This window comes from Erythrobacter sp. HA7-11 (genome assembly GCF_055693605.1).
Window position 1 is genome coordinate 1,711,298 of the sequence record NZ_JBVFUF010000002.1, and the last position, 24,442, is coordinate 1,735,739.

The following is a 24,442-nucleotide window of genomic DNA, read 5'->3' on the forward strand; positions in this document are numbered from 1 at the left end:
GGGAGAACAGGCATGGCGCCGAATTCATCCCGGCGCTCGGGCCATTCGCGCAGAGCACAATACTCCGTCTTCACCGGCTATTTGCTGGCCGGGGTCGGCGCGCTTGTCGGCGCCGGACTGCTGATCATTTCCCTCTGGCAACCCAGCACATTTAGCGACCTGCGCGGCGTTGCGACCGACGTTGTCGAGCCGGTTGGCGAAGGCACGGCAGCGGCGCGCTCCGGCTCTGACAGTCTGTGGGAAACGATCAAGGCTTATTACCGCGCCGGAAGCAAGAACGCCGCCTTGCAGGAGGAGGTCGAGATTGCCCGCATTCGCCTCAAGGAGGCTGAAGCGCTCGAGCAAGAGAATGCGCGGCTGAAATCGCTGCTCAGTCTCTCCGAAAGCGAAGTCGAGCCGGTAACAGTCGCGCGCCTTGTTGCCTCAAGCTCCACCAGCAGCCGCCGCTTCGCCTATCTTGGAGCAGGACGGAATGATGGCGTTGAGGTCGGCATGCCCGTGCGCTCTCCACGGGGAGTTGTCGGCAGGGTTTTAGAGGTATCGCGCAGAAGCTCGCGCATTCTGTTGCTGACCGACAGCGAGAGCGTTCTGCCTGTGCGCCGATCATCGGATGAAGTCGTCGCCTTTGCCGAAGGTCGCGGAGACGGCCTGCTCAAGATCCGCCTGATCAATCTGGGCCTCAACCCGCTTGAAGTCGGCGATTTGTTCGTCACCAGCGGCGCAGGCGGCTATTACCGGCCCGGCGTCGCTGTCGCGATCCTTACCGAGAAGACATCGGATGGCGGGATCGCTCGCCTCGTTGCAGAGCCTTCGGCGACCGATTACGTTTCGGTCGAACCGATCTGGCAGGAAGAGGCCGTCGACATCGCCGATACCCCTGTCGAGATTGAGCTGGAAGAGTAATGGAGCGCCTCAGCCCCTCGGCTCGTTCGGATCGATATGGTCGCAGGATCAACCGCACCCAATCGCCGTTGCGCACGACAATCGTTCCCTATGCGACGATTCTCATTGCATCCGCCTTGCCGATTTTCCTGCTGGCAGATGTCATGCCGATCGCACCTCCGCTCGGATTTCTGCTGTTCTTATCTTGGCGGATTATCCGGCCTGAGTTGCTACCTATGTGGGTAGGCGTTCCGTTGGGCGCTTTTGACGATCTTTTCAGTGGTCAGCCGTTTGGCAGCGCAATCTTGCTATGGTCGCTGACAATGATCGCATTTGAAATCATCGAAACGCGCTTTCCCTGGCGCGGGTTTTGGCAGGATTGGTTCACCGCCGGTCTAGCAATTGTGCTATATATCCTGTCCGCAATGGTCGTCTCTGGCGCTCCGCTGTCGTCCCACCAATTGTTAGCCGCTGTTCCCCAACTCTTGCTGTCTGTCCTTCTCTATCCAATAATCTCCCGCATGGTCGCAGGGTTTGATCGATTCCGCTTGTCGCGGTCACGCAGGATAGGCTGATGGCGAAGTCTCGCCGCAATCAGCCGCCCGTCACTGCTTCTACCCTAAAGAACACGTTCGACCGGCGCAGCATGGTGATCGGTTCGGTGATGGGCGGCGTTGGCGTGCTGCTGGCTGTGCGCATGGGCTATCTCGCGATTGCAGAGAACGAGAAATACCGGGTCGAATCCGAGAGTAACCGGGTAAACCTCACGCTGATCCCACCGCGGCGCGGTTGGATTCTTGATCGCAATGGAGCCCCCCTCGCCTCTAACCGGGCAGACTTCCGCGTCGACTTGATACCCGAACGGCTAAAGGACGCTGACGCTACCATCGACCAGCTGGGCGAGCTGCTTTCGCTCAATCCCACTCGCATCGCCGATCTCAAACAGAAAGTTGCAGAGGTCAGTGGCTTCCAGCCGGTCGAAGTTGCAAACGGCCTCAACTATGATGAGTTCGCCGCTGTCAGTGTGCGCTTGCCCGATATGCAAGGTGTGCTGCCACAGCGCGGTTTCTCGCGCTTCTACCCCACCGGCCCCAGCGTCGGGCATCTTATTGGCTATGTCGGCCCCGCCAATGCCGAAGAGTATGACGAGGAAGAACGCAACCCGCTGCTGATCACGCCAGGATACAAGATCGGCAAAGACGGGCTCGAGAAACAATTCGAACAGGAACTGCGCGGCGAAGCAGGCGCGCGGCGGGTCGAAGTCACCGCTTCGGGCCGCGTGGTGCGTGATCTTGAAACGCGCGAAGATGTTCAGGGCGACCCGGTTCAGCTTACGATCGACGGACCGCTGCAGGATTATGCCGCAAGGCGCATTGGCCTGGAATCCGGCTCGGTCGTGGTCATGGATTGCCAAACCGGCGACCTTCTCTGCATGGCCTCCATGCCCAGCTTCGATCCCAACAGCTTTTCCGACGGGATTGGCAGCGTCGAATACGCCATGCTGCGTGAAGACCAACGCGTGCCGCTGCGCAACAAGGTGCTTAAAGGGCTTTATCCGCCGGGCTCCACCGTCAAGCCGATGCACTGCATGTCCTTCCTAAAGTCAGGCATCGACCCTGACGAAACCATCGTGTGCGGTGGCGGCCGGCGGATCGGCAATCGCTTCTTCAACTGCCACTCCAATCACGGCGTGGTGAACATGACGAAGGCGATTGCGCAAAGCTGCGATAGCTATTTCTACCATTTCGCTCAGCAGGTCGGCTTTGATAGCGTCGCGCAATTCGCCAAGGATCTGGGACTGGGTCAGGAATACCCCCTCCCCGTCACCAGCCAGTTCTACGGAACAGTTCCGACGCCTGATTGGAAGCTCAATAAGTTTGGCCGCGAATGGCAATCGTTCGACACGGTCAACGCCTCGATTGGCCAAGGATATTACCTTACCAGCCCGCTGCAATTGGCGGTGATGAGCGCGCGTCTCGCCACGGGTCGACGCGTCAATCCGCGCCTCATTATGAAGGAGGAAGCGAGCCCGGGAGCGAGTTACAATTTCAACGAAGAATATGTGACCTACATCCGTCAAGCAATGAGCGAAGTGGTGAACGGGGCGGGCACAGCTCGTCGCGCGCAGTTGCCCATACCTGACGTCAAGCTCGCCGGAAAAACCGGGACCGCGCAAGTCGTCTCGCTCAGCGTGTCGGACGGTCGCACCGGTCCGTGGAAGTTCCGCGACCACGGACTCTTTACCTTCTTCGCGCCGCTCGACAATCCGCGTTACGCAGGTGCGGTGGTGATCGAGCATGGTGGCGGCTCCGGAGCGGCCTATCCAATTGCGCGCGATGTGATGACCTTTATTTTCGACCCGCAAAAGGGTTTGGAGCAGCTCAACGCCCTCGAAAAGCAATGGGGTGGCAACGCACAACAGCGCCTTGATGCACGTTACGCCGCCTACGCGGCAGAGCGTGGGGAGGCAGTGATCGCCCCGCCGAGGCGCGATGAGGATATCTTCGATCAGGTCGAAGCCGAAGCACGCGTCGCCGCCACCCAGTCAGAGGCGATTGCCGAGGATGCAATTGTCCCGCGTGAAGATCAGGGCGCGGTGGGCTCTCCACCCCCTGGTGCTAATCCAATTGCGTCGCCAGCGACCACAACACAGACTACAATGCCAGCGTCGACGTCGACACAGGGGACGCCGCAATGAGTCGCTCCCTTGCCATCGTTCCAGAGCCCATTGCGCGCCAGCCGTGGGGCATGCTGTTCCCTCTATTCGCGCTCGTTTTGTTTGGTGCAGCGGTGCTGTACTCCGCTGCAGGCGGTTCGATGCAGCCCTTTGCCAGCTCGCACCTGATACGCTTCGGCGTGTTCCTGTTGATGGCAGCAATCATCACGTCGCTGCCCAAAGAGCTGGTCAAGTTCATGACCTACCCGGTCTATGTCATCATCTTACTGCTGCTGATCGCGGTGGAACTGCTCGGCCAAGTAAGGGGCGGTAGCCAACGCTGGCTCGATCTGGGTTTCATGGTGCTACAACCATCTGAACTGATGAAGCCGGTGATCGTCGTGGTCCTGGCGCGGTTCTATGCTTCATTGCCAGCAGGAATGATTTCAGACTGGCGGGCGCTTGTTATTCCGGGCGGTCTGGTCATGCTGCCCGTCGCATTCGTCCTGCTGCAGCCCGACCTGGGGACATCGCTCGCCATCGTATTCGGTGGCGCTGTCGTGATGCTCCTCGCAGGCTTGCCGATGAGGTGGTTCATGATCGGCGGCGCACTCGCTGCGATTGCTGCGCCGCTCGCGTACTTCTTCGCGCTTCAGCCCTATCAGCAGCGCCGCGTGATGACGATGTTTGATCCGGAAAGCGATCCGCTCGGCGCGGGCTATCACATCGCCCAATCGAAAATCGCGATCGGATCGGGTGGGATAGTCGGCAAAGGCTTTAACGAAGGCTCGCAAAGCCACCTCAACTATCTACCAGAGCCGCACACCGATTTCGTCTTTGCCACGATGGCTGAGGAATGGGGCCTGATCGGCGGCGTGTTCGTGATCGGAGTCTTCGCGATCATTTTGCGCTGGGGGATTAGGGTTGCGCTAACCGCGCGTGACAGATTTGCCAGCCTCATCGCCGCTGGTATGGTCGCGACGATCTTCTTCTACATCGCAGTCAATTTGATGATGGTGATGGGCATGGCCCCCGTTGTCGGCATCCCGCTGCCGTTTATGAGCCATGGCGGGTCATCAATGATGACCAACATGATCTGTATCGGCGCACTGATGATGGTCAATCGCTGGAATCGTGAGGCTCCGCGCGGCGGGCTGAGCAGCTAATTACACGACTGCCATACTAGGCGTTCACCAGCCCCAGCTTTAGCGCGCGCACCACGGCTCCTATGCGGTCTGACGCATCGAGCTTGGCATAAAGGCGCTTCGAATAGGTCTTCACCGTGTCGGGCGAGATGTCGAGGATCGTCGCGATGGCCGCTACTGATTTGCCTTTAGCGAGCCAATCTAGCACCTCTTGTTCTCTCTGCGTCAGCGCGATCGGATCATAAGCCTTTTCGAGCAGCACGCATATGCGCTGATGACCGGCCTGAGACACAGATCTTACGATCCCGAGCTTGTCAGCATCCACCCTGTCGATCGGCACGCCAAAATCAAACGAAGCATATGCGTTGCGCCCGCGTGGGCCGAATAACGGGATCCCAAAACCGTGGATCAGCCCGTGGCGATGCATTGCGGCGAAATACTCTTCATTTTCGGGAGTGTTTGCTCCCATTTGGATCGCGTCTTTCCATGTGAGCAGCGCCCCGTGATCCATGGTCCGTCCGGGAATCGGGTCCTTCGACCGGAAATCTGATTCCTCGTAAAGTTCAAGCCACCTTTTTTCGAAGCCATGAGCCTCTACGACAGTCCTGTCGGAATTGGGTGAATCAAAAACAGGCGTAAAATGATAGCTTTGGCGAATAACGCCTTGCTCTTCGCAAATGCCGACATTGGTCCACAACACCTCGCCAATGTCGTTGAGCGCTTCAAATCGGGCGAAATACTCCTGCATCGTCACAACATTTAACACAAAGTCACCCAACTGGGCGACTTTCCGTAAACGTCAACCTGAGGGATAACACTGATGGTCGCTCGCAAGAGTACCCGCGTTCGGGTCGCTATCGGCTGCCGCAAGGCAGACCGATTAAGTTGAGCGCGAAAACCTGGCGGCGGTGTCACTGCGATGATCGCCGCCGCCGGGCCACTTGGTTTACGGAGTTCGTCATGCTTTCTGAATGGATGAGAACGAAGTCGCTGCGCGCGCGTATTGCGCATTGGGTCAACAATGCGGCTGAAGATTGCGAGCCAGAGCTTGCAAACGCTGTGTATATCGTTCGCGCGATCTATGCTCGCGAACTCATCGAAGAGGCCACGTCGCTGCGCCAATTGCATATCGTAACGCAGCTATCCCAGACCGAAGCACTCCAGGCGGTGCAATGGCTGGAAGATGCGAAAATGCTCATCGTTGAGGAAAACCAGGCGGATCGATTCGAAACCAAATTGCATCTTTCGCCCAAGTTGCAGCGCGAGATCGCAGCTTTCCAAAGCCGCAGCGCAGCATAATCCCCTTTTTTCGGAACGAGGGTCGCTATATGCAGCGCTCCTAAGCGCAGATGATGATTCGCTGCGCAGCAGGATTGCGATCAATCGCAGCCTGCAAAACGCGATCCGATGATCGGTGTGGACGCATAGCTCAGTTGGTAGAGCAGCTGACTCTTAATCAGCGGGTCCTAGGTTCGAACCCTAGTGCGTCCACCAAACCTGCCCCATGATCTGATGTCGAAGCCAAGTCTTCTGCCTTACAGCCCAGCGGCTATCGGTCTGTTGGCAATTTGCGGAAGGGCTCGGCGAATTCGAGCATAGTAATCAGAAAGAGCATTCGGTTCCTGCAGCGCTTTCATTTCGGGCGATCTGGCTAATATCGATCGTAAAATTCCCCTCAGATGCGAAGGTGATCGATCCTCCCGTTGTGCCCAAGCACGCAGATGTCAGGACCATGTCACGCCAGCCCTTGCCTTCCGCAACCTGCATCGGCTGCGTAATGTCAAAGGCAGCCCCGCCAGCCGTCACCGTGACCGGTGACGTTGGACGAGCATCAACCTTGTAAGCAATACGCCACCCGGTTTCGCTTTCCGGGCCGTTCAACGTCAAGCGCGAGCCAGCCTGGAAAGTAATCGAGCGAGCGTCCTCTTGCGCGTTGCGATCAAGCCCGACAGCGGCAATCCCGTTTCCGGTACCACGCAAATCCGCCAGCACAGCATTGTCGGCAACTGCTTGCACCAAAGCGCCCAACCGACCGGCGTCAAACCAAACAAATGCGTTCCCAGCAGTCAAAGCATCACACGTCTCATCCAGCGTCGCGAGCTCGCTCGATGCACCGTAAGAAAGCCCGAAACCAAATGGGAATAGCGCGCCCTCAGGCGAGTTCAGCGGATTGCCTTCGCATGTGGCGGGCCAGCTGAAAGACAATCGTCCCGTGGGCTGGCGTATCCCGAACAAGACGTCAGATACGCCCGCCCCTTCACTACCGGGAAGCCAAGCTGCGACAAACGCGTCTGCTGCGTTGATCTCGCGGTTCATCCAGAGCGGCCAGACCGGACAGAAAAACCGCGACCGTGGGGATGCCCTCGCCTTTGAATTTGCGGAGCAGTTCAAGCCCCTCTTCGTCGCGAAAGGCGGTGTCTTTCCTGTCACCGACGAACTCGGCATAGGGCTCTTCGCCAAATACAACGATCGCCGCGTCGACCGGAGTAGCTGGCATCGTGCCATCGACCGAAAGCGTCGCGCTGCCGCCCGCAGCATTCGCTTGCGCCGCTATTCCTTGGTAGATCGATGTTGCACCGGGGAAATGTTCGGCGGTCAGGTCACCGCCGCCCTGCCACGTGACCGACCAACCTCCTGCCTGTTGCGGGATATCGTCCGCTGCACTGCCCGCGACGAGAAGCCGTGCGTTCTGGCGAAAGGGCAGGACACCGTCATTCTTTAAGAGGACGAGCGATTTGGCGACCGCTTCGCGCGCGACAGCTCGGTGCTCGGCCAGTCCCAGCTTCTCCCAATCACCTGCATTCGCCCGGCTGGATGGACGCAATCCGCCATCTGACACTCCATCAAGCATTCCAAGCTGCTGTTTGAGGCGCAGAACCCGCGTCACCGCTTCATCCAACCGTTCCATTGGAATGGTTCCGTCGCGCACTTGAGCTAGCGTGTTATCGTAAAGGCCCTTCCACTCTTCAGGGACCATGTAGACATCAAGCCCCGCGAGCAGCGCTTGCGGGCAATCCGAGTTGGTGCAGCCTGAGATCTGTCCGTGACCGTTCCAGTCGCCGACAACCAGACCTTCAAAGCCAAGATTGCCCCGCAGCTCACCGGTGAGAAGCGGGCCATTTCCGTGCATCTTGCGACCATTGATCGAATTGAAGCTGGCCATGATGCTGGTAACGCCGGCCTCAATCGCCGCAGGGTACGGAGCAGCATGGATCGCCATCAGGTCTTGCAAATCGCCGTTAACATCGCCTTGGTCGACGCCTTGTTCGGTTCCGCCATCGCCGAAGAAGTGCTTTGCAGTGGCTGCGACATGTCCCGCGCCAAGGTGATCAGCACCTTCAACGTTGCCCTGCAAACCTTCGATCATGGCTGCGCCCATGGCAGAGACGAGCGCGGGATCTTCGGAATAGCTCTCGTACGTCCGGCCCCAGCGGTCATCGCGGGCGACCGCGACGGTCGGGGCAAAGGTCCAGTCGATCCCGGTCGCTTCGATCTCGACCGCGGTGGCTTGACCTATTTTGCGGATCAGATCGGGATCGCGGGTCGCACCAAGGCCGATATTGTGCGGGAAGACCGTCGCGCCGATTATATTCGAATGTCCGTGGACCGCATCCGTGCCCCACAGCACAGGGATCGCCGGCTCGCCATCTGGCAATGCCTTAACCGACGCGTCCCAATAGGCATCTGCCAGTTCAAGCCATTCGGGCGCAGGGGCAAGGTCATTGCCGCCCGGTCCAGAATTTCCACCGTTCAGCACAGTTCCGAAACGGTATTTCTCGACATCTGCAGGCGTGATCGCCGAGATATCGGGCATGATAAGCTGAGCGACCTTGCGCTCAACACTCATACGAGAAAGCAGATCGGCGATCTGGGCTTCACCGCTGAGGTCTTGCGGCTGCGCACTCGCCGTCTCGACGGTTGTGTCCGAATAAGTCGTCGCACAGCCACTTAGAATAGTCCCGCAAGCGAGCGCAGCGGCGAAAGCAACAGGTTTCATCGTTCAGTCTCTCTCTCGTAGGCCCAAAAGCCGGTCATCACTCTGTTTCGGAACTCTCAGCGTTGATCATGCTGGTCGGCTGAAACACGCGGACGTAATCGACCTCCATCCGCGCGGGAAAAGCAGCGGGATCGACACCCTTCTGCCCGCCCCATGTGCCGCCGACGGCAACATTCAGCAGGAGGTGCTGAGGTTTGTCGAAGGGCCAGCGCGTCTGCTTGTCGCTCTCTTTGCGAAACAGAAATTTGGGTTTGTCATCAACCGCGAACAACAGCATTTCGGGCGCCCAAAGCAGCTGATATTTGTGCATCGCATCGCAGGCTGTCGGCACTGCGTGTTTGCTGGTCTTTTGCGTCCCGCGAGAGAAATTGAACGCGGTTGTGTGGATCGAATGATGGATCACCCCCGGTTCAAACCCGACATGTTCCATAATGTCGATCTCACCGCCTGCAGGCCAAACGACATCGGGATCTGATGGCAGCATCCAGATTGCCGGCCATGTGCCCGTCCCGCACGGCAGCTTGGCGCGGATTTCAAAGAAGCCATAGGTCCAGTCTGCCAGACCTTGAGTGATCAAACGCGCAGAGCTGTATTCTTGACCGCCCCAGTCGGAGAGACCCGCTCCTTCGAGATTTTCCTGGCGCGCTTCGATGACGAGGCGGCCGTCTTCAACGCGCGAGTTTTCATGGCGCGCAGCCGCGTAATATTGCTTTTCGTTGTTGAACCAGCCTTCTTCGTTGCGGAACGTATCGTACTTCCACTTGGCCGGATCTGGCAGGCCTGGCGTGTCAAATTCGTCTGACCAGACGAGCTCGAACCCGGGCGGCACACGGGTCTCGACGCGTGAAGCGTCCTGGGCATTTATGGACGTTGGAGAAGCAGAACTCTCCGCTTCGGGCGTGCCCAACTCCTGAGCTGAGGCACCAGCCGCGAGGCCGGCCAAACAAAACGCAAACGACGCTGCTCTGGAGATACTGCTCCGCATGATCACCCTCTTACAATCATTGCTCTGGAACGCGCCGCGATGTTGCTGCGCGCACCGATCAAAAAATGCGGGATATCAATGGGGTCTCCCCCGATCGCCCATTGATATCCCGAGGTTCCGGCCCTTCCCCTTAGAACTTGGCGCGAATGCGAGCGCCGAACGTCCGAGGCCGGATGAAGAAGCGGGTGTTATCGAATTGCGTAATGATAATCGCAGCTTCTTCTTGTTGATCGGTGATGTTGTTGCCGTAGATTTCGAAGCGATATTTGCCTTCGTCATCGATGGTCCAACCCGCTCCGATATCCAGAGTGAAGTAGCCGTCGATCTTGTCGAGCAAACGGCCACTAGTCACCTCACCCAGTTCAGCACCCGTATCGAGATCGAAATCAAGGCTGTTGAAGATGGTGTGGAATTGTGACGAGCGATAGCCCAGCGAGGCAACCCAATCGAGCTGCCCCTTTGGCAGTTCGATCACTTGGCTAAGCTTGCCGTTCAGCTGCCAGCGCGGGGTGCGTGGCAAACGGTTGCCGCCAATATCACGGAAGAAAGTGATCCCGGCATTGAGATCCGGTTGGAAGCGGAAATCGGGGATCTCTTCAGAGTCGTTGATCTGGGCTTCGAGCCAGAGTGCGGTGAAATCGAAATTGATATTGGCGGGAAGTTCAACACCACCTTCGATTTGCGCCCCGTAGATTTCGGAATCCGCCGCATTGAAGCTGAATGACACGACTAGATCGGTGTTTGTGCCATCCGGAATCTCTACGTCCTGACCCAGAATGCCGATCGCCGTTTCTACCGCGGTTGCAACACTCAGCAGGCCGGTGAAAACCTGATCGGTGTAGTCATTGTAGAAGAACGACGCGTTGAGGTAGGCACTGCGCCCGCCAATATCGAAGGTGTTCTTTGTTCCGACTTCGTAGAGAACGACGTTCTCTGTGCCGTAAGTCGGAGCGATACCGTTGTTACCGAGGTTGTCGTTGAAGCCGCCCGATTTATGGCCGTTGGCAACAAGCGCATAAAGCAGGTTGTCCGGCGTCACGTCCAATTCAGCGCGAAGCCTCCAGTCGACGAAGTCATCCTGAAACTCGCCGTCCTGCTGGAAGATTTGCCCGCCGAACGGCACGGCAAACGTGAACAGGCCCGGGTTGCCAGGGAATGGCGTTCCAAACCAGTTGTCGTCGTTGGTGAAACCTTCACAGAACAGCGTGTCGAAACTGACCGTATCGATACATGGCGTTGTAAGGAACGTAGCGTTGTCATCAGCAACATAGAATCCCTGCGGGCCATTATCCAGGATCTCACCGAGGTTATCGCGCGCACCGAATTGCGCGATCCCATTGCGGTGGAAAGCAAAGACTTCCGCATCCGAGATAGTACCATCACCATCCGTATCAGGATCAATGATCGTGCGGTCAAAAGCGGCAAACTCGAACCCTTCTGTGCCGACACGCACACCCAGGCAGCACTCAAAGCTACCGCCACCCAGCGCAAGGCCATAGCGAGCAGCCACACCGGTGCGTTCTTTTTGATCATCGGTGTAACGGATGCCTGCAGTCAGGCGGAAATTGTCGGAAACCTCATAGGTAGCGTCGGCATAGATAGCATATGAATCGGTATCGGTGCGGGTGTTGAACTCGATACCCTGGAAGAACGGACCACGGTCGCCGGTGCTTCCGAGGAACGAGCGTTGCTCTTCGTTGATATAAAGACCGCCGAGGCTCCAGATGAAGGGACCTACGCTGTTGAAAATGCGCAGTTCGTGGAAGTGCGAACGCAGAGTCCGAGATGATCCGGAAGCGAGAGAAGTTGTCGAGGTTCTCCGCCAAAATGATCGGATCGTTGATGATGTCGTCAGGTTCAGGCGTGAACGGATTATCCCGCTCTGACAGGCGATCAAGCACACCAGGAAACGCCGGCGTCAGCGGTGTTGTCGCTTCGTAGTCATAGACCGCGTCGCGGTAGCTGCCGATATACTCGACATTGAACCCGTCGCCTTCGTACTCGACAGTCGCGCGAATGCCCCAGTGATCGGTATTCAAATCTGGCGTAATGCCACGTGCAATCACATCACGCGGATCGATGTTGTCGAACTCTTGCTGAGTGATGTTGCCATCTTCAAGCGCGCCGAGTGGCAACGCATAGTTCGTGCCGGTGTAGCCGGTCCCGTTCTCAGCAATATAATCGCCTGCAAGAAGGATGGTGAGGCGGTCGGTTGCCTCCCACAGAATTTGGGCGCGACCCGAAAGATTATCCTGTGCTTCGGCGACATCGATGCCCTCAACTGGGCCAACGTTATCGTAGTAGGAGTCGTTCGCTTGGTAGAGACCCGAGAAACGGACCGCGACCGTATCTGACAGTGGAATGTTCAAGACGCCGCGGATCGAACGGTGATCGAAATTGCCGTATTCGGCCTCAATCACGCCATCAAATCCGCCAAGGCCCGGACGGAAAGTGATCGCGTTGATCGAACCGGCGGTAGCGTTGCGGCCACGCAACGTACCTTGCGGACCGACATTGACTTCCACACGCTGAATATCGTGGAAAGCCGAGCCAATGCCCGATGGGCGTGGAATATTCACGCCGTCGAAGTGGAATGCCGCAGCGGGGTCACCCAGCTCTGTATTGTTGGATGATCCAATGCCGCGGATGTAGACCTCGACGTTGCCCTGGTTGTTGGCGACCGAAAGGCCCGGAATCTGGTTCTGAAGGTCGGTGACGTTCTGAACGCCCAGCGCCTTCAAGTCTTCACCGCTGATGGCGAATGCCGTACCCGCAAAGTCCTGCAAGGTCTGCTCGCGACGATCTGCGGTCACGATGATCGCATTCGGATCATCGGTAGAATCTTCAGCCTGCTGAGCTTCATCTGTGTTTTGGTCTTGAGCCATTGCAGGCGCAGATAGCGCGATTACGGATGCACCAATGGCAAGCGCAGCGGTGAAACGACGCATATGATTCTCTCCCTGTATAAGGCCTCGTATGGACCCCTGACGAGTCTTGGTATCGCGCTTTGTGACCGGTCACAAGAGAAAAATGTGACCGGTCACACTTTCGCTTGAAATTCCTTGTGGAATATGAACATATCGGCTCGAGGGGATTTGGAACTGCACATGGCTAGTAAGCAAAGTGTGACTATTCGGGACGTTGCAAAAGACGCTGGCGTCTCTCGCCAGACTGTCTCGCGCGTCATCAACAATGGCCCCAATGTGAAGCCGGCAGTACGCCAAAAAGTTGGCGAGGCAATCGACCGCTTGGGTTACGTCCCCAATATCTCGGCGCGGCGAATGCGCGGCGCGCGGTCTTATCTGATTCTGGCCATCAACGACCGCCAACGGACCTATGAGAATTGGCGGGCTGGGCGCGGAAATGACTGGGTCGATCAAATGCTGTTCGGCGGGATGACCGAATGCGAAAAGCACGGCTATCACATGGTGTTTGAGCTGATCGACGCCGAGCCAAAGCTTGCGTATGACCAGCTTTCAAAAGTCATATCCGAATTGCGACCCGATGGCGTCATTCTCACACCGCCGCACAGTGAGAACGCCTCCCTTGCAGAGCTTCTTACAGACCAAGGCATTGCCTGCTCGCGCGTGGGGCGTCGCGAAGGGGGCAGCTTTGTCGATGTTTGCATGGACGAGTCGGGCGCCGGAGCCGAGGTCACCCGGCATCTTGCAGACCACGGTCACACCCGCATCGCATATCTGGCAGGCTCACCGGACTACGGCAGCTCGCTGATGCGTCTCGAGGGTTATCGCGCCATGCTGGTTGAGCGCGGTCTGGAATTGCGCGAGGACTGGATCGGAGAAGGAGAATTCCGGTTCGATATCGCTACCGATGTCGCGCGCAGGTGGCTCGCTAGTTATGATCGTCCTACCGCAATCATCGCTGACAATGACCAGATGGCGTTCGGAGTGGTCCACGCAGTGCAGCATGTCGGTCTTAATATCCCCGATGATTTGTCGCTCGTCAGCTTTGAAGATACGCCAGGTGTTCGGCTAAGTTTTCCGCCTATGACCGCAATACGTCAACCAACTGCGGCCATGATTGCGCTGGCCTGTGAGGGTCTGATTGCGGTCACTTCCGGAACGGACACCAACGGCTGTTATCAGCTGCCGTTCGAGCTTATCGAACGTGACAGCACCGCCCCGCGCAAGCAAGCAACCTGATTTGCGCAAGAGCGAAAATTTCACTGCTTACTGGACCTATGCGCTCGCTTTTCTGGGAGCGCACCTGGCCTTCATGCCGCTGTTTGTTTTGCTGTTGCCGAGGCGTGTCGAAGTCTTGGCGCCAGAGGACACCGCGAGCTGGCTAAGCTGGTTGCTCCTGACCGGCGGCATTGTCGCCGGACTTGCCAACGTCGCGGCGGGCGCGCTGGGAGACCGCTGGCTCGGGCGATTTGGAAATCGGCGCGGATTGATCGCAACTGGCGCTGGTCTGTTGTTTGTCGCCTATGTCGGACTTGCGATCGCAGGCAGCGTTTCGACCCTCTTGGTGGCCGTTATCTTTTTTCAGATCGCGCTCAATTGCTGCTTTTCGCCTTTGGGCGCGTTGCTGGCCGACCATTTTCCCGACCAAGTCAAAGGAAGATTGGGCGGCTTGATGACGGCGGCTCTCCCCGCCTCGACATTGCTCGTGCTGCCAATCGCCTGGTTGCTTCCGGAGGATGGGGCTTCCGCCTTTCTTCTGACTGGCGCAGTTTCCGTCGGATGTATGCTGCCATTGTTGGCATTCTGGAAGCTCGGCCCTGTCATTGACGCCACCAGTGTCGACGCAGAAGTGGTCGAGACCGCCAGCGACGGAGCTGTCCCCATCAACGGTTCGCCCTTGATCATCGATTTCTCGCTGGCCTGGCTGTCGCGATTGCTGGTGCAAACGGGAGCCGCCTTCGTTATCAGCTACATCTATCTTTACATCGCCCTGATGCAGGATGCGCAGGACAGCTGGGAAAACACCGGTGCCAGCGAAATTCTGGCCGCGCTCACTACGCCTGCTGCCTTACTCGCCATCACTGTGACGCTGCTATCCGGCTATGTTTCGGACCGAGGCAAAAGTCGGCGCGTGCCTCTTTTCGCATTTGCCTGCTTGTTTGGTATCGGCATGGGAATGTTGGCAGGATCAAACCAGCTGGTATGGTTTTTCATTGGCTACGGCCTGCTGCACGCAGCGCTTTCTGCCTACCTCGCGGTGGACACCGCGCTGGTTGCGCAATTGGTAAGCGGCCATGCCAATCGGGGGTTCCTGCTCGGAATCATGAATCTGTCGAACACCTCGCCTTCGATCATAGTGCCCGCCATCGCACTGGTGCTCTTCGCGGACGGTGAGGCCGTGGGGTCTCTGGCCAGCATGTTCATTGGTTTTGCCATCGCTGCAGGTATCGCTGGCTTGCTGGTGCTGGCGATTCGCTGCGTGAAATAGCGCACTGCCTAGCTCAGTGCGTCACCAAACTGCGCTGTTCCTCCCGCCCCATTGCGAGCAGATAGGGCTCCGAGCTTTGGCGCTCGAGGAAGCCTGCACGGTCAAAGATATCATGCCAGGCGTGGCGGATGAGACATTGCCCTAGCGGCCCGCCTAAAGCCGAGCCTGGCCCTGCAAGGATAAGTTTGTCCGGCGCGAACTCCTTCAACGCGACCTCGATCGACTTTGCAAAATCATAGGTCTCAACAATCTGCGTGCCGAGAGTGTAACTATGAAGTGCTTCGGTATCAGAGGCGCTCGGGCTCCAGATCACGCCGCTGCCATCAATCATCGGAACATCGGGCGCTCGAAACAGGGTTTCGGGCAAATGACCGCGCGCAGTCGCAGCGATTTCCTCAAGCAGGGGTGTGTGAAACGCTGCATGCTTGGGAAGCTGAACGAGGGTCGAACCGTCGGGCGCCCGAAGTTCCGCCTGCAAAGCTTTGATCGCATCATTGTCCCCAGCAAGGACCAATGTCCCGCCAAGATCAATCGAGAGGTAAGCATTGGGGGTCGCAGCAATGACATTGAGCACGGTATCTCGCGCCGCTTCATCGACGCGCCAATCTTCGCGGGCTATCGGGCAAAGCAGCTGCCCGCCCACGCCCTCACGTTCCATCAGCCCGCCCATGGTATCGACGAGGTGCGCGCCATCCTCCAAGGTCAGAGATCCAGCGGCAGCGAGCGTGAGATACCAGCCGAGCGAGTTTCCGCACACCGCGACCACTTCGAATGCGTTCCGATCAATCGCGGCGAAATCCGCGAGCGCGCACGTGTAGATCAGGTTCGAGGCGTTGCGACCGGGCAAGTGCCTCGAGGGAGAAAATTTCTCCATAGCATCCAGTTCGATCGCCGCAGTCGCACCTGATTTAGCACGGACAGTATCGAGCGCTGCGACCATATCCATTCGGTCGGCATGATAGCGCTGAAGATACCCAAGCTCGCCCGAAGCGTAAGATCCGCGGCCCGGAAAGGCGACCACCGCGCGTTGCTTGTCTGCCATCTTATGCTCCTGCGCCCGCTTCGCCGATCAAACTTTCGACCGCATCGATGATGTCTGTCTCCTGCAGCAACACTTCGTTTGCCGCCGGTCCCAAGGGGATAAAGCTGTCATCGCCAGTGACTCTCTTGATCGGCCCTGTGGCTCCGTTTTCGCGCAGTTTGGTGATGATCTCTTCGCTTGGAGAGGCCGTTTCGCGGCACTCGTCAACGATCAGGATCGGGGCTGTCAGATCAAGTTTCGTAATCAAGTCAGCGATTGGCAATGGGGTGAGCCAGCGCAAATCAATCACTTCGACACTGACGGATCGCTCGGCGAGTACCGCCTGCGCTCTGCGCGAGAAATAGGTGCCGTTGCCATAGGTAATGATCGAGCAGGCAGCTTCACCCTCACAATCATATTTGCGAACCTCACCGAAGCGGGCGCATGCATGAAACTGATCGTCATGGCACAGCATCTTGCCATCGCCATCTTCATGCAGGTCTTTCGTCCCATAAAGCGCAATCGGTTCGAGGAAGACGACCACGCGCTTTTCCTGTTTTGCCAAGCGAATGCATTCGCGCAGCATCAAGGCTGCCTCGCTGGCAGAGGAAGGACACGCAAGCACTATGCCGGGAATATCGCGGAAAACCGCGACCGAATTGTCATTGTGAAAGTGTCCACCAAACCCCTTTTGATAAGCAAGACCGGCGATACGAATGACCATCGGATTGGCAAATTGCGCATTGGAGAAAAACGAAAGCGTGGCCGCCTCGCCGCGAATTTGATCCTCGGCGTTGTGGACGTAGGCCAAAAACTGAATCTCCGGGATCGGCAGATAACCATTGTGCGCCATGCCAATCGCGAGGCCCAAAATGGTCTGCTCATCGAGCAAGGTGTCAAACACGCGGCCCGCACCAAACCTTTTCTTCAAGCCGGTGGTCGCGCCATAGACTCCGCCCTTCTTGCCAACATCTTCGCCAAAGACGACGATCTCGGGATGCAAATCCATTTGCTCTTCCAATGTCGCGGAGATCGCGCGCGACATATGCTGCGGCTTTTGCGTTGGGGCCGTGAGCAATTCGGACGGCTCGGAGTTCTGCTCGGGAGCTATCGTCTCCATAACCTCTGCTGAGGACGACAATTTTGGCCGGGTCGCGGCCTGATCCATGACAGCTGCGACTTGGGACGAGAGGCGCGCATATATCGCCTTGATGTCATCCAGTGACGCGCCCGTGCTATCCATCACATGCCGCGCGGTGTGCAGCAGCGGATCCTGATCGGCTTCGAGCTCAATCTCAGCCTTGGTGCGATATTGCACTTCCACATCAGAGCCAGCATGTCCCATCAGGCGAACCGTGCGCAAATGCAGGAAGACCGGGCGGCGCGATTGGCGGGCAATGATCTCGGCCTCTTTGGCTGCTCTGGTCGCGTCAACAATGTCTCGCGCATCACCAGCGATGTAGCGCAACCCTGTGCGGTTCTCGAAATTCGCACGCACCCACGACTCCGGTGTCGGAACGGATATCCCTATTCCGTTATCCTCGCACAGAAAGACCAGCGGCAGCGGAAGGCGGCGATAGGCTGTCCAGGCGGCCGCATTGAATGCGCCTTGCGCCGTGGAATGATTGCTCGACGCATCGCCAAAACTGCAGATCGCAACACTATCTGATGGCAGCAAGGTGTCGAAATTCTGCTGCTGCTTCGACAGCCCTATCGAAAATGCCGCCCCTACTGCCTTGGGAAGATGCGATGCGATTGTGCTCGTCTGCGGCGGGATGAACAAATCCTTCGATCCGATCACTTTGTGACGCCCGCCAGAAACCGGATCTTCCGAGGAAGCCGCGAACGACAATGCCATGTCCCATAGCGGTGTCGAGCCGGGGTGCTTACGCGCCCGCTCAATCAGGAATGCTCCGCTACGGTAATGCAGAAAGGCAATGTCATCGACCCTGAAGGCGCGCGCAACGGCCGCGTTTCCTTCATGGCCGGAACTGCCGATGGAATAGAAGCTCTCGCCCTGCGTCGCCAATCGCCTGCTGTCCAAATCGAGGCGGCGGCTCTTGATCTGGCTCTCGAACAATTCGAGCAGGTCGGTCTTGGATAGAGATGCATCGGCAGCGGTTGGCTGCGTCAAAGGTGCGGGAATGCGTCCCTCATTCAATCGCTCAAGAAAGCCGTCTTTCGATGCCGCAATTGCTCCGGCCAATGCTCGATCCCCTCAAATTGGCATCCTGAAGGCTCCAGTAACGGTGCAAGGAAGCTCAAAGCGTTCCGTTATCAGCCTGCGTTGCGATGACCAACAAAAAGGGGGACCTTCGCCACGATCAATTGTTGGCAGCGCGCACAAGAAAGGGGCGGCTTACGCTGACCAACTGGCCAAGCAATAAACCGCCCCATCGCTGGACAAAAGCGCCGCCGATTAGAAGCCGAACAGCACTGTCGCCCGCGTCCCGACATTGCCGTCTCCGGTGTTTCCGCTCACGCCGGCGGCGAGGTAGACATCCTTTGCAATCTCGCCTGCAAGATTGCCGGCAAACGCTTGCTCGCCGCCGTAATCGGCAACCGAGAAGGAGAGCGAGATGGATTTGCCCGGAGCGATGGCCGGACCACCCATCGCCATCGCCGCTGCGATCCCGCCAGAAAGCTCGCTATCGAGCTCTTCGAGGCGGAAGCCGATATTCTGCACGCGGCTGCTCAGCGCATCGAACTGCGCGGTCGAGACTTGCGAAAAGGCGTTGAGAGCCACGCGGACATTGTCGACCGAAGCGGCGGTTGCGACTTGCTGACGTCCGAGTGTGCCATTGCCATCAACCGTTACCACATCAACCGGACCAACCTGCGCTGCGGTGCTGGCGGCGATGTCGCCAATCCGCACGCTTGAGCCTGTGCCGCCGAGGGTCACCTGATTGTCGGCATTGGTCGTAGCGTTTGCGCCAATCGCGGTGGCATTCGCATTGGCCGCTGCTGCGCGGAAGCCGATTGCGGTTGAACCAGCACCGGTCGCAATTGCAGTGTCACCCACTGCCGTCGCGTTAGCGCCCGCTTCTGTGTCAAAGCCAACCGCTGTTCCGCGCCCGCCACTTGCCAAGGCTCGCTGACCAATCGCTGTCGCCCGTCCCGCAGTAGCAAAGGCAGTGTCGCCCACCGCCGTTGCACTGGTTGCCAGCGCACGCGATCCGCGCCCGAATGCTGCGCTGCGCAAGCCGCCAGCGCGTGTAGCCGTGCCGATAGCGGTCGACTCGGCTCCTTGCGCAAAAGCATCCGCGCCAAACGCGCTCGCCCCATCAGCCAATGCCTGTGCACCCAGCGTATCGCCATCAGCCCCATCGCCGCCAATGGCGACCGAGGCTGCGCCGGATGAAACCGTCGCTGTGCCAATCGCCACGGTTCCTACACCCGTTGCATCCGCATCCACTCCCAGCGCGATAGCGCCCTCAAGCTGAGCAGTGGATCGCCTGCCCACGGCCACCGCATCCAGGCCATTACTAAAGGCTCCTGCGCCCAATGCGACCGCGCCGTCTGTTGTTGTGCTGGAACTCGCGCCAAGCGCGATGGCGTCAGTCCCCTGTGCAAAGGCACCTCCGCCTTCGCCGGATTCCGGCGACCGGTACGCCAATCGCGATTGAAGCAGCCCCAATCGCGTCAGAGCTTTCGCCGCCAGCAAAGCTGCTTGCACCGGTAGCGTCCGCAAATCGGCCAATTGCGGTCGCCCCTTCGTCCCTCGCTTGGGCAGAGGAACCAATCGCAACGGCTGCATCGCCACCAAAAGCGAAAGCACCGGTTCCAATCGCAATTGCGTTTCTTTCCGACGCGCTTGCACTGCCGTCAGTCTCATCCGTTCCAATCGCGATTGCACCGGTGGCACTGGCAATGGCGCCCGTGCCCAAAGCAGTGGCGCGCTCGGCTGTAGCCTGGGCTGTCGCACCAATTGCCGTTGCGCCAACAGCTGTGGCTTGTGCACCAGGGGCTACTTCTGAACCCAAGTTGCCGCCAATAGCGGTGGAGCCCGTTGCGCTGGCGGCTGAACTGAAGCCCACCGCCACAGAGGTTCCGCCGGTCGCATCGGCTCCCGCACCAAAGGCAGATGCTCCGTCCCCGGTCGCGCTGCTGATCAAACCGACACTTGTCGCAAATGTCCCGGAAGCAGATGAGTTCTCGCCGAGCGCTACGGCTGCCGAGCCTTCGGCGGCTGCATCACGCCCAATCGCAATCGCTCCTCCTGAGGTTGTGCTGGCATTGAGACCGATTGCAATCGAATCGTCTGACAAAGCACTGGCATCCGCGCCCAGCGCGACCGCCGCACGTACCGGTTGCCTGCGCGCCCGTGCCGCCTTCGCCGTTCTCGTCGCCGCCGATTGCGATTGAGCCAACACCGCTCGCATTGGTGTTGTTGCCAAAGGCCAAAGCGGAGTCGCCTGTTGCGGACGCTTCGCTACCAATGGCTGCGCTAACATTTCCCTGTGAAACTGCTTGATTGCCCAGCGCTACCGAGCCGAATCTCGAACTGAAAGCAGCTTGACCGATCGCCACCGCGCCTGTGGCGGTTGCTTGCGCGCCCCGGCTGGTGGGTACGTCGTTAGCCCTTCCGCCGATAGCAACAGCGCCTGTAGATCGCGCTCTAGAGGTATCGCCGATGGCGATGGCACGACTTCCAGAGGCCTCTGCAAATACACCCACGCCAACTGCACCGACTTGCGTTGAACTTGAGCGATCCCCAAGGGAGACTGAGCTGAACGATTGGGCATTTGAACCCTGGCCCACTGCGAGACTGCCTTTGCCAGTAGCACTGGCAGACTCTCCAACCGCTGTGCTGTTCTCGCCGGTTGCAGCGCTATTTGCACCCAGAGCGGTGGAACTGAGATCGGTTGCTACGCTGAGATTGCCTACCGCGGTGCTTGTTTCACCGGTTGCAACAGACGCCGTGCCAATCGCAGTTGATCTTTGGCCCGTAGCCTCAGCAGAGCGCCCGCAGGCAAGGTTTGCTCCGTTGCCAAAGCTTTCCGCGTCGAGAGTGCCATCAGCAGTACCATTGTCGTCATCATCCAGCACGCAATCTTCGGCTGCGGTACGGTGCGGGTTGGAAAGTAAGCGCAGCAATGGTTGCACCGACTGCAGCGGTTGAAAGTAGAGTAAGCTTTTTCATATCGAAGGTGTCCCCTCATTGGTGTTTCACAATGCAGGGATGGTGCTAACGCCGGGAAAAGCCCCCAGATGAAGAGTGCCCGATCAGTGAGTGAACGCATCCGGCCCAAAGGGTCGATTAAGGCAAAACACGCCCACTCACTGGCAGGGACACCATTCCTGCGGGGACTCTAGCTAAAGCGCTAGCGTGTTAGAGAGCGTGTTAAAAACCGTGTTAGACCGTGTTAAAACGCCCCCAAAAGCGTGTTAATTTACAAAAAAGTGCGTTTTTTTACCGAAATTGGCTGATCGGCGAGCAAAGCGGGCCGCGCAGGCAGCTTCGCAATATAGGGTGATTCGCTCTGTCCAGTGGGTCGCTGCAATACGCTTGCAATCACATTTCAATGTGATACTAGGCTCACATGAGCACATCAACAATCACACGCGTTCGCGATCTGGTCGAGAGCGGAGACATGACCAAGGCCGGCCTCGCCCGCGCCGCCGGCCTTCACGCAAACACTTTGCGCGATGCCTCCGAACCCGATTGGAACCCGACCGCAGAAACACTCGCCAAGCTCGAAGCGTTTCTCAACGCCAATGATGAGCGCCCCGTCTTGGTCGGCATCGAAGAGATCATCGACGAAGCGCGCAACGGCAAGATGTACATCCTTGTCGATGATGAGGACCGGGAAAACGAAGGCGATCTGATCATTCCTGCGCAAATGGCGACGCCTGCTGCGATCAACTTCATGGCGATGCATGGACGCGGCCTGATCTGCCTCTCACTGAGCCGCGAGCGAGTGGACGAACTGGGCCTCGAGCCGATGAGTCGCAACAACAAGGAAAGCATGCAAACTGCCTTCACGATCTCGATCGAGGCGAAGGAAGGCGTGACGACCGGCATCTCGGCAGCGGACCGCGCGCGCACTGTCTCGGTAGCCATCGACTCCTCCAAAGGACCTGATGACATCGTTACCCCCGGTCATGTCTTCCCCCTGACTGCCCGCGATGGCGGCGTGCTGGTGCGCGCAGGTCATACCGAGGCAGCGGTGGACATCTCGCGGCTTGCGGGCCTCAATCCAAGCGGCGTGATCTGCGAGATCATGAACGAAGATGGCACGATGGCGCGGCTCGATGACCTGATCGCCTTCGCCCGGAAGCACGACCTCAAAATCGGCACGATCCGCGATCTGATCGCTTATCGGATGCGCAACGAAAACCTCGTCGAACGCTTGGATGAGCGCAGCTTTGAAAGCGATTATGGCGGACAGTGGCGCCAGATAACCTATCGCAATCGCGTTTCAGGCAACGAAGCCTATGTGCTGCAAAAAGGGCATGTAGTGCCAGGAGAGCCGACTCTCGCCCGCGTGCACCCCATTTCGGTGTTCGACGACGTGCTGGGCCAACCCGGTCCGCGCAAGCGCACATTGCAGCGCGCGATGCAGGCGGTCGGCGATCATGGCTCAGGCGTGATCGTAATCCTTACCAACCGCATCGGCGGCGATGCGTGGAGCCAGGAAGAGCAGATCCGCAATATCGGCATCGGTTCGCAAATACTCGCTGATCTCGACATTCACGACATGATCCTGCTTTCCAATTCGCGCCCCGATCTGGTCGCGCTGGAAGGCTACGGCATCAGCATCGTCGACCACAAACCCATTCCGGAGTGATCAACCATGGCCCGTATTTTGATCGTCGAAGCGCGATTCTATTCTCATCTGAACGACATGCTTATCGCAGGCGCCAAAGCCGCAATTGAGGAAGCCGGGCACGATGCCGAGGTGCTCACTGTACCTGGCGCGCTCGAAATTCCGGGAGCCATTGCATTAGCGGTCGAAGGCGGCGGCTATGATGCATTCGTCGCGATTGGCGTGGTTATCCGCGGAGAAACCTATCACTTCGAGATCGTAGCGGGCGAGAGCGCGCGGGCAATTATGGCGCTGACGATGGACGGCATTCCGATTGGCAATGGCATCATCACGACCGAGGACGAAGCGCAGGCTATCGCTCGGGCTGACCCCGCTCAGAAGAACAAGGGCGGCGAAGCTGCGAAGGCCGCGCTCGCGCTGCTTGAACTTACAGAGAGATTCTCCCGATAATCCGCACTATCTGCGGCTTCCATCTTCGGGGGATAAGGCTCCAAAACTACGTAGTTTCCCTCTGTAGCTTTTATGCAGTCATTCATGTGACTTATGGTGCACTAACGCGATCGGGAGTGCGAGGGCACTGACACGGCTCGCGCACGAACGAGGACGACATGCTGTGACTGCAAACGACCCCACCATCTCTGCAGAGCTGGCACCAATCATTCTGACCCTAGAGGCCCAACTCGCTCATCTTGACAGGCTCGGAGCCTTCATCGCAGCCGCGCATGTCGATGCGGCGATCAACAAGCTGAGACAGGATTCCTCGACTTTGACAGAGGGGCCAAAACCACCAATACCTCCGCATCATCCGCCAAATGCGTAGTCATACGTAAAGCCAGCCAAGCTCTTCTCCACTATGGATAATTTCCATAGGGCAAGCACAACAGTGGGATGGGATTTCACGATCCACGGTCTGCCCCATGGGTGCAGGAGGATTGTATGGTTCTGATTAAGTCCACACGCGATGTAGTTGCGTTCGGCTTCTAAACATGGAGGGAGGCGAACAGATCAACTCGGTCGACTTCTCCGTCGAGTATGACACAGACCGAGCATTGTCCCCAGTCGCGGATCAACTAGTAGCCATCGCCGAAAAGCTGCGCACCGGACAACTTTCTGCAGCGCTTGACGATCTAGTCGCGGTCAAAGAAACGCGTGTCAACGCGCCTGAAACCAAGTTGGGTCACAGAGCCAGGAGTGTGCATGAGCTCTCCAGCAAGAGGCAAACCTATGCCGCGCAAGCGCGTCATGCCTACGAAACCAGACGGTCACGCACAGCTATTTTCGGCGACCCCGATCTGTTCGGCGAGCCAGCATGGGATATTCTGCTCGACCTTTACATCGCGCACTCCGATGGCAAATCGGTGTCGGTATCGAGCGCATGTATAGGCTCGGCGGCGCCACCAACCACAGGTCTGCGCTGGCTCGGCGTGCTGACCGAACAAGGCCTGATATTGCGCGAACACGATCCCGACGACCAGCGGCGTGTCCTGGTACGACTTTCAGAGACCGGGCTGGACGCGATGGACAGATATTTTGCGCAAGCCAGCGAACGCGGCGCGGGCTGACCGACCGCCCTC

The 24,442-nt window shown here is 58.3% G+C and carries 19 protein-coding genes, 1 tRNA gene and 3 pseudogenes; 11 read left to right on the top strand and 12 right to left on the bottom strand.

Annotation, left to right across the window (positions count from 1 at the left end; genetic code table 11):
- Positions 1-12: 12 nt before the first annotated feature.
- From mreC to rodA, 4 genes are read left to right on the top strand one after another with little or no spacing between them, the layout of a single operon-like run.
- Positions 13-903, top strand: coding sequence for a rod shape-determining protein MreC (gene mreC / locus ACZ1GU_RS08835; RefSeq protein ID WP_472647650.1), 891 nt, complete (start codon positions 13-15; stop codon positions 901-903).
- Positions 903-1,457 (top strand): rod shape-determining protein MreD, encoded by a 555-nt coding sequence (gene mreD / locus ACZ1GU_RS08840; protein ID WP_472647651.1) that lies wholly within the window; start codon positions 903-905, stop codon positions 1,455-1,457. Before mreC ends, mreD begins: the two co-directional genes overlap by 1 nt.
- Entirely contained in the window at positions 1,457-3,580 is a 2,124-nt protein-coding gene (gene mrdA / locus ACZ1GU_RS08845) for a penicillin-binding protein 2 (protein ID WP_472647652.1), read from the top strand. The genes mreD and mrdA overlap by 1 nt, the downstream gene beginning before the upstream one ends.
- Positions 3,577-4,704, top strand: coding sequence for a rod shape-determining protein RodA (gene rodA, locus ACZ1GU_RS08850; RefSeq protein ID WP_472647654.1), 1,128 nt, complete (start codon positions 3,577-3,579; stop codon positions 4,702-4,704). Before mrdA ends, rodA begins: the two co-directional genes overlap by 4 nt.
- A gap of 16 nt (positions 4,705-4,720) precedes the next feature.
- On the opposite strand, the gene ACZ1GU_RS08855 is transcribed toward rodA, so the two are convergent.
- Entirely contained in the window at positions 4,721-5,461 is a 741-nt protein-coding gene (locus ACZ1GU_RS08855; RefSeq protein ID WP_472647655.1) for a helix-turn-helix transcriptional regulator, read from the bottom strand.
- A gap of 182 nt (positions 5,462-5,643) precedes the next feature.
- On the opposite strand from ACZ1GU_RS08855, the gene ACZ1GU_RS08860 reads away from it, so the two are divergent.
- Positions 5,644-5,982 (top strand): hypothetical protein, encoded by a 339-nt coding sequence (locus ACZ1GU_RS08860; RefSeq protein ID WP_472647656.1) that lies wholly within the window; start codon positions 5,644-5,646, stop codon positions 5,980-5,982.
- Positions 5,983-6,101: 119 nt separating this feature from the next.
- Positions 6,102-6,177, top strand: a tRNA-Lys gene (locus tag ACZ1GU_RS08865).
- Positions 6,178-6,285: 108 nt separating this feature from the next.
- On the opposite strand, the gene ACZ1GU_RS08870 is transcribed toward ACZ1GU_RS08865, so the two are convergent.
- The 6 genes and pseudogenes from ACZ1GU_RS08870 to ACZ1GU_RS08895 all read right to left on the bottom strand — a co-directional run.
- The gene (locus tag ACZ1GU_RS08870; RefSeq protein ID WP_472647657.1) at positions 6,286-6,999 is read right to left on the bottom strand and encodes a glycoside hydrolase family 3 C-terminal domain-containing protein; all 714 of its coding nucleotides are present in this window, start codon (positions 6,997-6,999) and stop codon (positions 6,286-6,288) included.
- Positions 6,944-8,680: a glycoside hydrolase family 3 protein gene (locus ACZ1GU_RS08875; protein ID WP_472647658.1), complete on the bottom strand. Its 1,737-nt coding sequence runs from the start codon at positions 8,678-8,680 to the stop codon at positions 6,944-6,946. The genes ACZ1GU_RS08870 and ACZ1GU_RS08875 overlap by 56 nt, the downstream gene beginning before the upstream one ends.
- Positions 8,681-8,717: 37 nt before the next feature.
- Positions 8,718-9,665 carry a glycoside hydrolase family 16 protein gene (locus ACZ1GU_RS08880; protein WP_472647660.1) on the bottom strand — a complete coding sequence of 316 codons (948 nt, stop codon included), beginning with the start codon at positions 9,663-9,665 and terminating at the stop codon, positions 8,718-8,720.
- A 130-nt stretch (positions 9,666-9,795) separates the two neighbouring features.
- Positions 9,796-11,175 (bottom strand): TonB-dependent receptor domain-containing protein, encoded by a 1,380-nt coding sequence (locus tag ACZ1GU_RS08885; RefSeq protein ID WP_472648744.1) that lies wholly within the window; start codon positions 11,173-11,175, stop codon positions 9,796-9,798.
- Positions 11,176-11,244: 69 nt separating this feature from the next.
- Positions 11,245-11,568, bottom strand: a pseudogene (locus tag ACZ1GU_RS08890) (hypothetical protein); the annotation flags it as partial.
- A 577-nt stretch (positions 11,569-12,145) separates the two neighbouring features.
- Positions 12,146-12,613 (bottom strand): annotated as a pseudogene (locus tag ACZ1GU_RS08895) (TonB-dependent receptor plug domain-containing protein); the annotation flags it as partial.
- Between the two features lie 159 nt (positions 12,614-12,772).
- Here ACZ1GU_RS08895 and ACZ1GU_RS08900 point away from each other — a divergent pair.
- Both ACZ1GU_RS08900 and ACZ1GU_RS08905 read left to right on the top strand, forming a co-directional pair.
- Positions 12,773-13,828, top strand: coding sequence for a LacI family DNA-binding transcriptional regulator (locus tag ACZ1GU_RS08900; RefSeq protein WP_472647661.1), 1,056 nt, complete (start codon positions 12,773-12,775; stop codon positions 13,826-13,828).
- Position 13,829: 1 nt separating this feature from the next.
- Positions 13,830-15,077, top strand: a complete 1,248-nt coding sequence (locus tag ACZ1GU_RS08905) for an MFS transporter (RefSeq protein ID WP_472647662.1) — start codon at positions 13,830-13,832, stop codon at positions 15,075-15,077.
- 13 nt (positions 15,078-15,090) lie between these two features.
- Here the strand turns inward: ACZ1GU_RS08905 and ACZ1GU_RS08910 are convergent, their stop codons facing one another.
- From ACZ1GU_RS08910 to ACZ1GU_RS08930, 5 genes and pseudogenes are all read right to left on the bottom strand, one after another.
- Complete coding sequence (locus ACZ1GU_RS08910) at positions 15,091-16,119, bottom strand: ACP S-malonyltransferase (RefSeq protein ID WP_472647663.1); 1,029 nt, start codon at positions 16,117-16,119, stop codon at positions 15,091-15,093.
- Between the two features lies 1 nt (position 16,120).
- Positions 16,121-18,304, bottom strand: a complete 2,184-nt coding sequence (locus tag ACZ1GU_RS08915; protein WP_472647664.1) for a thiamine pyrophosphate-dependent enzyme — start codon at positions 18,302-18,304, stop codon at positions 16,121-16,123.
- Between the two features lie 213 nt (positions 18,305-18,517).
- Positions 18,518-19,714, bottom strand: a complete 1,197-nt coding sequence (locus tag ACZ1GU_RS08920) for a hypothetical protein (protein WP_472647666.1) — start codon at positions 19,712-19,714, stop codon at positions 18,518-18,520.
- Entirely contained in the window at positions 19,656-20,468 is an 813-nt protein-coding gene (locus ACZ1GU_RS08925; protein WP_472647668.1) for a hypothetical protein, read from the bottom strand. The genes ACZ1GU_RS08920 and ACZ1GU_RS08925 overlap by 59 nt, the downstream gene beginning before the upstream one ends.
- 10 nt (positions 20,469-20,478) lie before the next feature.
- Positions 20,479-21,204 (bottom strand): annotated as a pseudogene (locus tag ACZ1GU_RS08930) (hypothetical protein); the annotation flags it as partial.
- A 437-nt stretch (positions 21,205-21,641) separates the two neighbouring features.
- On the opposite strand from ACZ1GU_RS08930, the gene ribB reads away from it, so the two are divergent.
- The 3 genes from ribB to ACZ1GU_RS08945 all read left to right on the top strand — a co-directional run bounded on the left by ribB (position 21,642) and on the right by ACZ1GU_RS08945 (position 24,430).
- Positions 21,642-22,889: a 3,4-dihydroxy-2-butanone-4-phosphate synthase gene (ribB, locus tag ACZ1GU_RS08935; protein ID WP_472647669.1), complete on the top strand. Its 1,248-nt coding sequence runs from the start codon at positions 21,642-21,644 to the stop codon at positions 22,887-22,889.
- A gap of 6 nt (positions 22,890-22,895) precedes the next feature.
- Positions 22,896-23,318, top strand: a complete 423-nt coding sequence (gene ribH, locus ACZ1GU_RS08940) for a 6,7-dimethyl-8-ribityllumazine synthase (RefSeq protein WP_472647670.1) — start codon at positions 22,896-22,898, stop codon at positions 23,316-23,318.
- Between the two features lie 536 nt (positions 23,319-23,854).
- Positions 23,855-24,430, top strand: coding sequence for a MarR family transcriptional regulator (locus tag ACZ1GU_RS08945; protein WP_472647671.1), 576 nt, complete (start codon positions 23,855-23,857; stop codon positions 24,428-24,430).
- Positions 24,431-24,442: the final 12 nt, after the last annotated feature.